This window comes from Paludibacterium sp. (assembly GCF_019232825.1).
In the GTDB taxonomy this organism is placed as follows: domain Bacteria; phylum Pseudomonadota; class Gammaproteobacteria; order Burkholderiales; family Chromobacteriaceae; genus Paludibacterium.
Genome location: NZ_JAFAND010000065.1, coordinates 1 through 13,241, shown reverse-complemented (window position 1 = coordinate 13,241; position 13,241 = coordinate 1). Strand labels below are relative to the sequence as shown.

Annotated in this window: 13 protein-coding genes and 1 tRNA gene; 9 read left to right on the top strand and 5 right to left on the bottom strand. The window is 59.4% G+C overall.

Annotated features, from left to right (window positions below; translation table 11 throughout):
• The first annotated feature begins 445 nt into the window (after positions 1-445).
• On the top strand, positions 446-1,048 hold the full coding sequence (locus tag JOZ06_RS08295; protein ID WP_293231211.1) for a glutathione S-transferase N-terminal domain-containing protein: 603 nt from the start codon (positions 446-448) through the stop codon (positions 1,046-1,048).
• Positions 1,049-1,058: 10 nt separating this feature from the next.
• Positions 1,059-1,490 carry a ClpXP protease specificity-enhancing factor gene (locus JOZ06_RS08290; protein ID WP_293231208.1) on the top strand — a complete coding sequence of 144 codons (432 nt, stop codon included), beginning with the start codon at positions 1,059-1,061 and terminating at the stop codon, positions 1,488-1,490.
• Between the two features lie 107 nt (positions 1,491-1,597).
• Here JOZ06_RS08290 and JOZ06_RS08285 read toward each other — a convergent pair whose 3' ends face one another.
• On the bottom strand, positions 1,598-2,896 hold the full coding sequence (locus JOZ06_RS08285; RefSeq protein ID WP_366515168.1) for an ammonium transporter: 1,299 nt from the start codon (positions 2,894-2,896) through the stop codon (positions 1,598-1,600).
• A gap of 37 nt (positions 2,897-2,933) precedes the next feature.
• Positions 2,934-3,272: a P-II family nitrogen regulator gene (glnK, locus tag JOZ06_RS08280; protein WP_133679525.1), complete on the bottom strand. Its 339-nt coding sequence runs from the start codon at positions 3,270-3,272 to the stop codon at positions 2,934-2,936.
• 362 nt (positions 3,273-3,634) lie between these two features.
• Here glnK and JOZ06_RS08275 point away from each other — a divergent pair, with 362 nt between their 5' ends.
• The 5 genes from JOZ06_RS08275 to JOZ06_RS08255 all read left to right on the top strand — a co-directional run bounded on the left by JOZ06_RS08275 (position 3,635) and on the right by JOZ06_RS08255 (position 7,175).
• Positions 3,635-3,910: an accessory factor UbiK family protein gene (locus JOZ06_RS08275; protein ID WP_293231195.1), complete on the top strand. Its 276-nt coding sequence runs from the start codon at positions 3,635-3,637 to the stop codon at positions 3,908-3,910.
• A 90-nt stretch (positions 3,911-4,000) separates the two neighbouring features.
• Positions 4,001-5,503 (top strand): YifB family Mg chelatase-like AAA ATPase, encoded by a 1,503-nt coding sequence (locus tag JOZ06_RS08270; RefSeq protein WP_293231192.1) that lies wholly within the window; start codon positions 4,001-4,003, stop codon positions 5,501-5,503.
• A gap of 142 nt (positions 5,504-5,645) precedes the next feature.
• Positions 5,646-6,308 (top strand): SPOR domain-containing protein, encoded by a 663-nt coding sequence (locus tag JOZ06_RS08265; RefSeq protein ID WP_293231189.1) that lies wholly within the window; start codon positions 5,646-5,648, stop codon positions 6,306-6,308.
• A 50-nt stretch (positions 6,309-6,358) separates the two neighbouring features.
• Positions 6,359-6,979, top strand: coding sequence for a thiol:disulfide interchange protein DsbA/DsbL (locus JOZ06_RS08260; protein WP_293231186.1), 621 nt, complete (start codon positions 6,359-6,361; stop codon positions 6,977-6,979).
• 119 nt (positions 6,980-7,098) lie between these two features.
• A tRNA-Met gene (locus JOZ06_RS08255) sits at positions 7,099-7,175 on the top strand.
• Between the two features lie 206 nt (positions 7,176-7,381).
• Here the strand turns inward: JOZ06_RS08255 and purB are convergent.
• Together purB and ffh are read right to left on the bottom strand one after the other, a co-directional pair.
• Positions 7,382-8,752, bottom strand: coding sequence for an adenylosuccinate lyase (gene purB, locus JOZ06_RS08250; RefSeq protein ID WP_293231183.1), 1,371 nt, complete (start codon positions 8,750-8,752; stop codon positions 7,382-7,384).
• 54 nt (positions 8,753-8,806) lie between these two features.
• Positions 8,807-10,159, bottom strand: a complete 1,353-nt coding sequence (ffh, locus tag JOZ06_RS08245; protein WP_293231180.1) for a signal recognition particle protein — start codon at positions 10,157-10,159, stop codon at positions 8,807-8,809.
• 108 nt (positions 10,160-10,267) lie between these two features.
• Between ffh and ccsA the strand changes: the two genes are divergently transcribed.
• Both ccsA and JOZ06_RS08235 read left to right on the top strand, forming a co-directional pair.
• Positions 10,268-11,089 (top strand): cytochrome c biogenesis protein CcsA, encoded by an 822-nt coding sequence (gene ccsA, locus JOZ06_RS08240; protein WP_293231177.1) that lies wholly within the window; start codon positions 10,268-10,270, stop codon positions 11,087-11,089.
• 45 nt (positions 11,090-11,134) lie between these two features.
• Positions 11,135-11,407 carry a ComEA family DNA-binding protein gene (locus JOZ06_RS08235; RefSeq protein WP_293231174.1) on the top strand — a complete coding sequence of 91 codons (273 nt, stop codon included), beginning with the start codon at positions 11,135-11,137 and terminating at the stop codon, positions 11,405-11,407.
• A gap of 49 nt (positions 11,408-11,456) precedes the next feature.
• Here JOZ06_RS08235 and JOZ06_RS08230 read toward each other — a convergent pair whose 3' ends face one another.
• Positions 11,457-12,845 (bottom strand): deoxyribodipyrimidine photo-lyase, encoded by a 1,389-nt coding sequence (locus tag JOZ06_RS08230; RefSeq protein WP_293231171.1) that lies wholly within the window; start codon positions 12,843-12,845, stop codon positions 11,457-11,459.
• Between the last annotated feature and the right edge of the window lie 396 nt (positions 12,846-13,241).

Genomic DNA, 13,241 nt, shown 5'->3' with positions numbered 1-13,241 from the left:
TGGTTGAAGCGGATGCCGGCGGCGGTTTGTTCTCGCACCAACAGAAAACGGCCGTCGCGCTCGATCAGCGCCGCCACTGTCACGTGCGGTGTCCAGCGTTCCATCGCGGTGTTCCTCAACATGCAAAAAGGGGGCTCGCGCCCCCTTCAGGCTGTTGATTTAGTGGTTTGCCGCAATTTCGGAGGACCCGGCAAAGCCGGGCCTCAGTGGCAACTGACTGATTTCGCAGCCTGTTCATCGATTCCCACTCCCCCTGCCCTCTCCCTGAGAGGGGGCGCTCGCTTCGCGAGCAAGGGTTTGTCAATACCCTCGGGCAAGACGGCTGTCTTGCCTTTTTTGTTTTTATTTTCAGTTAGTTAAGACGAATTGCTGGAAACAGGGGGGTGAAAAATGCTAGAATCGTGGCAATTTCTCCAACCTATCAGTCAAGGATTAGTCCCTAGCCATGATGACCCTGTACTCCGGTATTACTTGCCCCTTTAGCCATCGCTGCCGCATCGTGTTGTACGAAAAGGGGATGGATTTCGAGATCATCGACGTGGATCTCCACAACAAGCCGGAAGACCTCGCGGTGATGAATCCGTACAACGAGGTGCCGGTGTTGATCGAGCGCGATCTGATCCTGCATGAATCCGATATCATCAACGAATATATCGACGAGCGTTTCCCGCATCCGCAACTGATGCCGGCCGATCCGGTGATGCGCGCGCGCGCGCGGTTGTTCCTGTTCCGGTTCGAAAAGGAACTGTTCAATCACGTCAAGACGCTCGAAGCCGGCGCGACCGGCAAGGAAGCCACCAAAGCGCGTGACGCCATCCGCGATGGCCTGACCACCATTGCGCCGATCTTCGCCAAGCAGAAATATATGCTGGCCGACGAGTTTTCGATGATCGACGTGGCCATCGCGCCGCTGATGTGGCGCCTTGAGCATTACAGCATCGACCTGGGCAAAAACGCGGCGCCGATTCTCAAGTATGCGGAGCGTATTTTCCAGCGTCAGTCTTTCATCGACTCGCTGACGCCGTCCGAAAAGGCCATGCGTAAGTAAGGGGACTCCCATGACCACCAGCACCAAGCCCTATTTGCTGCGTGCACTGCATCAGTGGTGCACCGACAACGGCCATACGCCCTACATCGTCGTCTGGGTCAATGAACGGACCGACGTGCCGCGCGAATATGTGCAAAACAACGAGATCGTGCTGAATATCAGCGTCGACGCCACCAAGGATCTGCGCATCGACAACGATCTGGTGACGTTCTCGGCACGTTTCGCCGGCGTGGGGCGTCAGGTGTTCGTGCCGGTCGGCAATGTCATGTCGATCTTCGCGCGCGAAACCGGGGAGGGCATGGGATTCGACGTGGAATTGGCCAGCACCGAGCCGTTGCACGCGGTCGATAGCGCCCCGCCGGCTCTGCCCGGAGAGAAAGGCAACGAAGCCGACAAGCAGGACAAGCCCAAGGGGCCGCCTAGCTTGCGCATCGTCAAGTAACGCATGACTCATCAACAACGGGCGCTCCAAGCGCCCGTTTTATTTTATCTAGACAAAAAAATGGGGCGCCGAAGCGCCCCCAAGTCCCTTACCACGAAATCGTTGCTTTATTCGACCCGCTCGCCGTGCAGTACGACGTCCAGGCCTTCGCGTTCTTCTTCTTCCGACACGCGCAGCCCGATGACCAGATCGATGATCTTCAGCAGCACAAAGGTCACCACGGCGCAGTAGACGATGGTGACGCCCACCCCCAAGGCTTGCGTGGCCAGGCTGCCATCCGCGCCGCCGATATGCTTGACCGCGAACACGCCGGTCAACAGCGCGCCGAGCATACCGCCCACGCCGTGCACGCCGAAGGCATCGAGCGAGTCGTCGTAGCCCATCATGTGTTTGAGTCCGGTGGCGCCCCAGAAGCAGATCACGCCGGCGGCGATGCCGATGATCAGCGCGCCGTGAGCGTCAACGAAGCCCGAAGCGGGCGTAATGGCGACAAGACCCGCCACCGCGCCGGAGGCGATGCCCAGCACCGACGGCTTTTTCTTGGTCAGCCACTCGGCAAACATCCAGGCGAGCGCGGCCGCGGCGGTGGCGATTTGCGTGGTCACCATGGCCATACCGGCACGACCGTCGGCCACGCCGGCGGACCCGGCGTTGAAGCCGAACCAGCCGACCCACAGCATCGAGGCGCCGACCAGGGTCAGCACCAGGTTATGCGGCGGCATGGCTTCTTTGCCGAAACCGACGCGCTTGCCCATGACCAGCGCGCAAACCAGACCGGCCACGCCGGCATTGATATGCACCACCGTGCCGCCGGCGAAATCCAGCACGCCCTTGTCGCCCATCCAGCCGCCCGGCGCCCATACCCAGTGGGCGATCGGCGAGTAGACCAAAATCGACCACAGGGTCATGAAGACCAGCATGGCGGAGAACTTCATCCGCTCGGCGAAGGCGCCGGCGATCAGTGCCGGCGTAATAATGGCGAACGTCATTTGGAACATCATGAACACCGATTCGGGAATCGTGCCGGCGCCCGGATGGACGGTCAGCTTCTTGGTGTCCTGGAGGTAGTCCATGCCGTTGAGGAACAAGCGGCTCAGGTCGCCGATATAGGGGTTGCCGACGGTGAAGGCCAGGCTATAGCCGATGACCGCCCAGACGATGGTGACGAGCGCCGTGATGGCGAAGCTTTGCATCAGCGTGGCCAGTACGTTCTTTTTGCGCACCATGCCGCCATAAAACAGCGCCAGCCCCGGGATGGTCATGAACAGCACCAGTGCGGTCGAGGTCAGCATCCAAGCGGTATCGCCCGAATTGATGACCTTGAAGTCTTGCAGCGCCGGGCCTGCCGGCGTATCGGCCAGTGCCGGCAGGGCGAGGAACAGCCCCACGAGGCCTAGCGCAGTCATTGCTCTTTTCATTCTCTTTTCCCCCTAGTCAGAAATGTCAGACCGCATCCACGCCCGTTTCGCCGGTACGGATACGCACAACTTGCAGCAGATCGACGACAAAGATCTTGCCGTCGCCGATCTTGCCGGTGCGCGCCGATTTCTCGATGGCTTCCACCACTTGATCGAGCAGCGCGTCGTCGATGGCGATTTCCAGCTTGACCTTGGGTAGGAAGTCGACCACGTATTCCGCGCCGCGGTAGAGCTCGGTATGGCCTTTCTGCCGGCCGAATCCTTTGACCTCGGAAACCGTGATGCCTTGTACGCCGATTGCCGAGAGGGCTTCGCGTACTTCGTCAAGCTTGAACGGCTTGATAATCGCTGTGACTAGTTTCATGACCTCTCCTTTGTTGTTCCTGATTCTTGCCGCGTAATGACTGACTTCAGTTGGCTACTTTGCAGAAAGCGTGCCAGCTCAATCGCTTGGAATAAAAATATCGATACAGACAAAGTGAAAGGCTTATCTGGTGGTGCTTTGACCGGTAGGCATTTTTTCTTTCCTGGCCGCCGTGGCGCTGCCGGAATGGCTTGACAGCAGCATGTTGCACCGCAATGCGAGATGGCGGCAGCCTGTTGCACCAATACGGTGCGTCTGGTGTCAGGCTGGTGCATGCCCGTGCGCGCTGCGTGGGCAGGCGGTTTTTGCTACACTTCAGTGCCGCATGGCCATTCGGCCTGCACCATCACCGAGGGGGCGTCATGTTGAGCCAAAAAATTTTCGAAGAATTGAGCAATAAAATCAGTGAAACCATTGCCGCGAGCCCGGTGCGCGATGTGGAAAAGAATATTCGGGCCATGATGGCCTCGACGTTCAGCAAGCTGGATCTGGTGACGCGCGAGGAGTTCGAGGTGCAGCAGGAAGTGTTGGCGCGCACGCGTGAACAATTGGCGCGGCTTGAGTCGCGTTTGGCCCAGTTGGAAGGCAAGCCGGGCGCGCATGGCGACGACGATCAGGCGTCTCAGGGGCATTCCTGAACCCACGGCCAGCTTATCCGCGCGGCGGCCGTCTCGTCCTGGATGGCCATGCCGAGGCCTTTCACCGTTGCCTCGCGGGAGTTCGCATCGATGACGCTCGCCGTGTTGTTTTCTCGTGCATTGCAGGGCATGCAGGCGCCCGAAGTGATGGTGGAAGTCCACCTTGCCAATGGGTTGCCCGCTTTTCAGATCGTCGGCTTGCCCGAAACCGAGGTGAAGGAAAGCCGCGATCGCGTTCGCGCCGCCATCCAAACCTCCGGATTCGAGTTTCCTGCCCGTAAAATTACCGTCAGCCTGGCCCCCGCCGATTTACCCAAAGCATCTTGCCGGTTCGATTTACCGATAGCGCTTGGCATTCTCGCCGCCTCGGGGCAGGTTGCCGCCGAGTGCTTGGCGCGGTATGAATTTGCCGGTGAGCTTGCCCTGTCCGGGAGCTTGCGTCCGGTACGCGGCGCGCTCGCCATGGCGTGGGAAGCCCGTCATGCGGGGAGGGTGCTGGTGCTGCCGCCACAAAGCGCCCAGGAAGCGGCGCACTCTGCCGTCACCGTGCTGCAGGCGGATTCGCTGCTGCAAGTCTGCGCGCATTTGAACGGCCGTACCGCTTTGCCCAGCGCTCATCCGAGCGATGCCGAGCATCTCGACGCGGGGCCGGATCTGTCCGATGTACGGGGGCAAGCCGCGGCGCGCCACGCTTTGGAATTGGCGGCGGCCGGCGGCCACAGTCTGTTGCTGCTCGGTCCGCCGGGGACGGGGAAGAGCATGTTGGCGGCGCGCCTGCCTGGCATCCTGCCGCCTTTGAGCGACGAGGAGGCGTTGGAAAGCGCCGCGCTGCAATCTCTTGGTCCGCAGGGCTTCGATGCCCGTGCTTGGCGCCGACGGCCATTCAGAGCGCCGCACCATGCTTCTTCGGTGGCCGCGCTGATCGGAGGCGGAAGCGGGGTGCCGCGGCCGGGGGAGATCAGTCTGGCGCACCACGGCGTGCTGTTTCTGGACGAAATGCCCGAATTCGAGCGGCGCGCGTTGGAGGCGTTGCGCGAGCCGCTGGAGACGGGTGTCGTGCATCTATCGCGGGCTACGGCGAGGGTTTGCTATCCTGCCCGGTTTCAGCTCGTTGCCGCCATGAACCCCTGCCCGTGCGGTTATGCGGGTGATCAAAGCGGGCGCTGCCAATGTACGCCTGAGCAAATTTCTCGCTATCGCGGTAAAATTTCCGGCCCACTGCTGGATCGGATCGATATGCAGGTGGACATGGCCACCCATTCGGCCGCCGAATTGTTTGGGGCGGCGGCAGGCGAAGGCTCCCATGAAGTAAGGCTGCGCGTGTTGGCGGCACGAGCGCGACAGTTGGTTCGCCAAGGCAAAATCAATGCGCTGCTGACTGTCGGCGAACTTGAACGATTTTGTCCTGTCGAAAGCGGTTTGCTTGTGTTTCTGGCAGAATTGCTGGCGCGGTTGCACTTGTCGGCGCGCGCGGTGCACCGCATCCTGCGCTTGGCATTGACCATCGCCGACGTGAGCGCGGCCGATCGCGTTGGCAAGTCGCAGGTGTTGCAGGCGGTACAATTGAGGCGGCAGGCTTTTGCGCGGCAGTAGTCCATACGGGCATTACGTTGGATAATGCCTGGATTAATCAACCTGGTATGTCATTTAGATGGGTCATCGTGATTTGAAGAATTCCTCCCGTCCCGCGCGCTCGAGCGCTTCGCGTGGTCGTCAAGGTGGGGGTGGCGGTGTGATGATGGGCGTGTTGATCGGCCTCATCGTCGGCGTTGCCGCCGTGGTCGGTGTGGTGATGTATTTCAGCAAGGCCGGCACGCCGTTTACCAATTTGCAAAAAATGACCCGTGCGGCGAGCGAGGCGACGTCGTCAACGCCGACGCAGATTCTATCCCCGGGTATTTCGATCAGTGATGCCAGCGCTGGCGCCAATGCCGCTGCCAATGCGAATGGCCCGGTCGAAGCCCCACCGGCGCCTGTGCAGTCCGCATCTCAGCCCGCGCCGGCCGTGCCGCCTGCCAAGGCGGCTGCGGCCGCACCCAAGGGGCAGGACAAAAACGGTCAGCGGTTCGATTTTTATAAAATTCTACCGGGTCAGGTCGACGCCGTGACCTCTGGCGGCAACACGCCATCGGGCAACGCGCCTGCCGGCAACCATGCCGACACGGGCGCGAAGAAGCCGTATCTGCAATTGGGGGCCTTCCAGAATCAGGATGATGCCGACAATCTCAAGGCCAAGTTGGCCTTGATCGGCGTCGAGGCGACGATTCAATCGGCGGACGTGCCCGGTAAGGGCATCGTGCACCGCGTACGTGTCGGCCCGTTCGCCACGCAGGCGGATGTGGATCGTATTCGCAATTTGCTCAAACAAAACGGTATTGATCCTGGGGCCTCGCGATAACGGGTGTCGTTGGCGATGTTCTTTGAATCATCCGAATTTCAGGAGAAAGCATGAAGAAGTGGTTATTCGCGGTACTGCTGACGATCGCCGGCTTTGCTCACGCGGCGCTGGTGGAAGGCGACGGCAAGGATTTTACCCGGCTGCCCGTGCCTCAGCCGGTGGCCAACGCAAAGAAGGTGGAGGTGATCGAGTTCTTTTCGTACACCTGCATTCACTGCTATGACCTGGATGTCGGTTTGAGCAATTGGGTCAAGACCAAGCCGTCCTATGTCGATTTCAAACGTGTGCAGATTGTCTGGGGACCGCAGTTCGAGCCGTTTGCCAAGCTGTTCGCCACGATGAATGCGCTGAATCTGACCGAGAAACTGCATCACCCGGTATTTGTCGCCATGGTGGAGAAACACGTCAATCTGGGGGATAAGGATCAATTGGCCGCGTGGCTCAAGACGCAGCCCGGCGTTGACGTCAACCGGTTCATGCAAACGTACAATTCTTTCGGCATCAATGCGCAAGTAGCCAGCGCCACGCAGCAGACGCGCGCGTATGCGATCCAAGGCACGCCAACACTGGTCATCAATGGCAAATTCGCCTTGCAGCCGGTCAAGCCGGATTTGTTGCTGCACAATCTGAGCGAGATGGTGGCCGAGGTGCATAGCGGCAAGCTCAAGTAAGCCGAATAAACCGGTCACCCCAATGGGCGCCGTGTGGCGCCCATTATTATTTGTCAGTAGCGTCACTAATACGCTTGACAGGTCAAGTTTCCCCGGGTATTATGCATGACTCTAACGGACGCGGGGTGGAGCAGTCTGGTAGCTCGTCGGGCTCATAACCCGAAGGTCGTAGGTTCAAATCCTGCCCCCGCAACCAAAGGATTCTTGGCCAGAGCCACCCGCCTAGGGTGGCTCTGGCTATTATGCTTGCCGGTTACGTTAGACACGCGTTCGCTGAGGCTGTTTTGAGCGCGTTCCCTCGAGTCATGTTTTGGGCCATGCCCGCCGGTGTGGCCTTTCTTTTTCCGGCCTGGAAAGAAAAAAGGGACGTGCCGTCCCTTCGTTTCCCTCTTTTGCGCGACTTCAAATGCGCCGAGCCAGCTCCGTCGCTTTGCCGATATAGCTTGCCGGCGTGAGCGCCAGTAGCCGCGTTTTCTCGGCCTCGGGCAACGCCAAGCTGCGGATGAACGCAGCCAGCGTGTCGCGTGTCACGCCTTCCTTGCCGCGCGTCAGCTCCTTGAGCTGTTCGTAAGGGTTGGCGATGCCGTAGCGGCGCATGACCGTCTGAATCGGCTCGGCCAGCAACTCCCAACAGCGGTCGAGGTCTGCCGCCATGGCCGCCGCATTGGCTTCCAGCTTGTTCAAGCCGCGCTGGCAGGCCGAGAAGCCCAAAAGGGTGTATCCCATGGCCACGCCCATATTGCGCAGTACGGTGGAATCGGTCAGATCGCGTTGCCAGCGCGATACGGGAAGTTTCTCCGCCAGATGCGACAAAAGGGCGTTGGCAAGACCCAAATTGCCTTCGGCGTTCTCGAAATCGATCGGGTTGACTTTGTGCGGCATCGTCGAGCTGCCCACTTCGCCGGCTTTGACTTTCTGTTTGAAATAGCCCAGTGAGATGTAGCCCCAGATGTCCCGGTTCAAGTCGATCAGGACCGTGTTGACCCGGGCGAGCGTTTGGAACAGCTCGGCCATGTAGTCGTGCGGCTCGATTTGGATGGTGTAGGGATTGAAAGTCAGCCCCAGGCTGGCAACGAAGCGCCCGCACAGGCTCTCCCAGTCGATGTCCGGGTAGGCGGCCAAATGCGCGTTATAGTTGCCGACGGCACCGTTGATCTTGCCCAGAATTTCCTGGTTCATCAGCAGCTCGCTCTGACGCCGCAGTCGATAGACGACATTGGCCAGCTCCTTGCCCATCGTCGACGGCGTAGCCGGCTGGCCGTGCGTGCGGCACATCATCGGCTTGTCGGCCAATTCGTGGGCGAGTTCGGCGAGGCGCGTGATCAGCGCGTCCAGCGCCGGCAGCATGACCGTGTTGCGGGCGGTTTTGAGCATCAACGCGTGTGACAGGTTGTTGATGTCTTCAGACGTGCAGGCGAAGTGGATGAATTCGCTGGCATTCATGACTTCCGGATTGTCCGATAGCCGTTCTTTCAGCCAGTACTCGATGGCTTTGACGTCATGATTGGTGCGCGCTTCGATGGCTTTGACCGCCTGGGCGTGCGCCTCGCTGAAATGCAGGATGATGTCGTCGATTTCAGCGATCGTTGCCGCGGAAAAAGGCGGAACTTCCTCGATGCCAGGTTCCGACGCCAGCATTTTGAGCCATTCGAGCTCGACCTTGACGCGGGCTTTCATCAGCCCGTACTCGGAGAACAGGTTGCGCAACGGTTCGGTCTGTCCGGCGTAGCGGCCGTCCAGCGGAGAGAGTGCGGTCATCGTCGACAGATTCATGGCTTGCTTCCAATCTGGTGTTTCAAATCAGGGCGCTGGCGCCCGCGTCGCTGCTTACATGCCCGGCATCATGCCTTTCATGCCGCGCATCATTTTCATCAAGCCGCCCTTGGAGAACTGCTTCATGAGTTTTTGCGTCTGTTCGAATTGATTGAGCAGACGGTTGACTTCTTGAACCGAGGTGCCGGAGCCGGCGGCGATCCGGCGCTTGCGGCTGGCCTTGAGAATTTCCGGCTTGCGGCGTTCGAGCGGGGTCATGGAATTAATGATGGCCTCAACGCGCGCCATGCTCTTTTCCGCCTCGGCGCCTTGAATGCCCTTGGCCATCTGGCCGAGTTGCCCCGGCATTTTTTCCATCAAGCTGCCCATGCCGCCCATTTTCTTCATCTGCTGCATCTGGGTTTTGAAGTCTTCCAGGTCGAAGCCCTTGCCGCTCTTGAGCTTCTTGGCCACGCGCGCGGCCTCTTCCTGGTCGATGCCCTTTTGCACATCCTCGATCAGCGACAGCACGTCGCCCATGCCGAGAATACGGCTGGCCATGCGGTCAGGATAGAACGGTTCGATGCCGCTGGTTTTCTCGCCAACGCCGATGAACTTGATCGGTTTGCCGGTGATGTGGCGTACCGAAAGCGCCGCGCCGCCGCGGGCATCGCCGTCCATTTTGGTCAGAATAACGCCGGTCAACGGCAAGGCCTCGTTGAAAGCCTGCGCGGTATGCACCGCGTCCTGACCCTGCATGGCGTCGACGACAAACAAGGTTTCGACCGGGTTGAGCGCGGCGTGCAGGACTTTGATCTCCTGCATCATGGCGTCGTCGATGGCGAGCCGGCCCGCCGTGTCGACCATCAGTACGTCGAAGTAGTGGCGCTTGGCATGATCGATGGCGGCGCGCGCGATGGCCTCCGGCTTTTGGCTGGTGTCGGACGGAAACCATTCGACGCCGACCTGTTCTGCCAAGGTTTTAAGCTGTTCGATGGCGGCGGGTCGATAAACGTCGGCCGATACCACCAGCACCTTTTTCTTCTGCGTTTCTTTCAGCAGCTTGGCCAATTTGCCGACGGTGGTGGTTTTACCCGCGCCCTGCAGACCGGCCATCAAGATGATGGCCGGCGGGACGGCCGCGAGATTGAGCGCGTCGTTGTGCGCGCCCATCAGTCGGGTCAGTTCCTCGTTGACCACGCCGATCAACGCCTGGCCCGGGGTCAGGCTGCCGATGACTTCCTGGCCAAGCGCTCGTTGCTTGACGTCGGCGATGAAGCTTTTGACGACCGGCAGCGCCACGTCGGCTTCCAGGAGCGCCATGCGCACTTCACGCAGCGCATCGGTGATGTTGGTCTCAGACAACCGCGCTTGGCCGCGCAGAGTCTTGACGACGCCGGATAGGCGATTGGAAAGGTTATCGAGCATGGTACTTCCTTGTGTCTGCCAACGGAGGGCTGCTTGGTGTAGACTCTCAAACAGTCCATTTTACACTAGCGGCCATCCGTATGTCCGGCGGCCGATGAAATTACAGCGATGACCGGTTTTCTGCCTGCTCTCAGTCTGACCTTGATCGTGGCCTACGCGGCTCTGTCCTGGCACTTCATCGGCCATTGGAAGGGCCATGCGTGGTTTGCGCGCAATCCACGCGCCGAGCATACGTTGCTTGGCGTATTGTTGCTGATGCACGCCGTGGCCGTGTTCGGGCCCATGCTGCAAGGTCAATTGGTGGCACTGGGCGTGGGGCACGCGCTGGCCGCGGTGGTCTGGCTGATGGTGACCATCTACTGGACCTGCGGATTTTTCTATCGGGTGGAGGGGCTGCAGCTCTTTATGATGCCGCTCGCTTGCCTGACGTTGATCTTTGCGCTGCTGTTTCCCGGCAGCCATGCGGTGCATGATCTGTTCAATCCGGCTTTTGCGCTGCACATTCTGGTATCGATGCTGGCCTATAGTCTGTTCGCCATTGGCGCGATGCTCGCCATCCTGATGCTATGGCTCGAGCGTGCGTTGCACGCCCGGCGCAATGCCCGGCTGCTGAGCCAGCTGCCGCCGCTATTGTCGCTTGAGCGCATGATGTTTCAGGTGCTGTCCGTGGGGTTTGTCTTGCTGACCGCTACTCTGATCAGCGGCGTGGTCTTCTCCGAGGAAGTGCTCGGCCGGCCGGCTGCGTTTACCCACAAAACCGTTTTCGGCGTGATTTCCTGGTTGCTGTTCGGTGGTTTGCTGTTAGGACGGCAGCGTTATGGTTGGCGTGGCCGCGTTGCCATCCGCTGGACGCTGGCCGGCTTTGTGGCGCTACTGTTGGCGTATATCGGCAGCAAGATCGTTCTCGAATTGATTCTTCACCGCGGCTAGCCGCCGCTGACGACTGGCCGCTCTTTTCTTGGAAGGGAGCCCGCCATGAAATCTCTGCTTTCCGTTTTTCTGTTCCTCGTGTCGGCCGCCGTCTTGGCGGCCGTCAATATCAATACCGCGAATCAGCAGGAACTGGAGTCGCTCCAGGGGATCGGTCCGGCTAAAGCGCGCGCCATCATTCAATACCGCGAGCAGCATGGCCCGTTCACGGCTGTGCGGGATCTGCGCCGCGTGCCAGGCTTCGGGGAGAAGACCGTGCGGAAATTGGAGAAAGACCTGATTGTCTCCGGTCCCACGGTGATCGAACCGCATCTTTGAATTGATCTATATATATGTAGATTTTACCGTCGGGCGCCTGCTGAACGTCTCATGGCCGCTGCTGAAAGAGCGTCAGCGCTTCCTCGCGTTGTCGCGCATGGTCAACAAGCGGCGGCGGATAATGGCCGGGCAAGCGATGTGACAACCAGGGTGCGTGGATGTCTTTGTTGCTGCATGGCGCCAGCTCCGGTACGAATTGCCGGATGAACTGGCCGTCAGGGTCAAACCGCTTCGATTGCGTCACCGGATTGAATATACGGAACCAAGGTTGCGCGTCGCAGCCCGTGGAGGCGGCCCATTGCCAGCCGCCATTATTGGCGGCGAGGTCGAAGTCCATCAGCCATCGGGCAAAATGACGCTCTCCCCAGCGCCAATCGATCAGCAAATCCTTAACGAGAAAACTGGCTGTCACCATGCGTAAACGGTTGTGCATCCATCCCGTTTGGCGTAGTTGCCGCATCGCGGCGTCCACGAGTGGATAGCCGGTGCGTCCCTCTCGCCAGGCGTCAAACCAATCTTGCCGATTGGGGAAAGGCAGTTGGCGGTATGCCGAGCGAAAGCTTGTCTCCGCCGCGTGAGGAAAATGCCAGAGTAACTGCTGATAGAACTCGCGCCAGATCAGTTCATTGAGCCAGGCGCTGGCGCCGGGTCCTGATGTCTCTGAGGCGAGCGCGATGGCTGCGCGAATGCTGAGGGTGCCGAAGCGCAGATGCGGCGAGAGACGTGATGTCCCGTTCAGGGCTGGAAAATCGCGTTGTTGATGATATTGGTCGATCCGCGTGGCGAAGACAGCCAGCGCATGCTGGGCGTCGTCTTCTTCGGCGAACCAGCCCAGGGGCTCTAAATCGGTGTTGGCGAAACCGAGCTCAGGGAGGGTGGGAAGTGGATGTTCTTTCAGCGGACAGAGCTTATGCAGTAGCGCGTGGCTCTGCCAGGGCTGCCATGCCTCGGGAGATAGCTGGGCAAGCCAGGCGCGCTTATAGGGCGTAAAAACGGTATAGGGCCGACCGGTACGCGTCAGAAGTTGGTCGCGTGCGAAAAGAACATGGTCTTGTATCAGCTCCAACCGGCTTCCTTGCGCGGACAACGCTTCGTCGACGGCGGCGTCGCGTGTTCGGGCGTCGGGTTCGTAATCCTCCGCCGCATAAACGGCCGACACGCCAAACGTTCTCGCCAAGCGGCATATTGCGGCGGCGGGATGGTCCACGGCTACGACCAGATCACTGCCATGAGCCCGTAGCCGTCGTTTTAGCGAGGACAGGCTGCGCCAAATGAACGCCACCCGTCGGTCATCTCGTGGCAAGGGCGTCAGAATGGTCGGATCAAAAATAAACACGCAAACCACGCGCTCATGATGGTTCAGCGCCGTGAACAGCGCCGCATTGTCCGTGAGACGCAGGTCGCGACGAAACCAGAAGATCGCACTATTTGATGCCATGGAGGGTTTCCTGTCGCCTAGTGGCGAGGGCGATACGGTCAATGGAGTTGTTGTTTTTACAACACTACATAAAAAAATCGAATGTTTTGTTGTTAATTTGCAACGCGTAGATTTTGGGTTGTATTTTATATTAATCAATGCGTTGCATGTTTTTCTTTAGTTTTTACTGTGCAAATATGCCTCACTTTTGGCGTCCATTTTGTATTTTTGCAACGGGGGATTTATAGTCCGCTCATAACCGCCGACGCGTAACGGTGGTGACAAAAAGTTCGGACAATTTACCGTCACGAACATATTTAATTGACTTCGAAAGGAATGAGCGATGAACAAAAAGCTGATCGCTGTCGCACTGGCTGCCCTGCCGGTTGCCGCTATGGCCGATGTGACCATCTACGG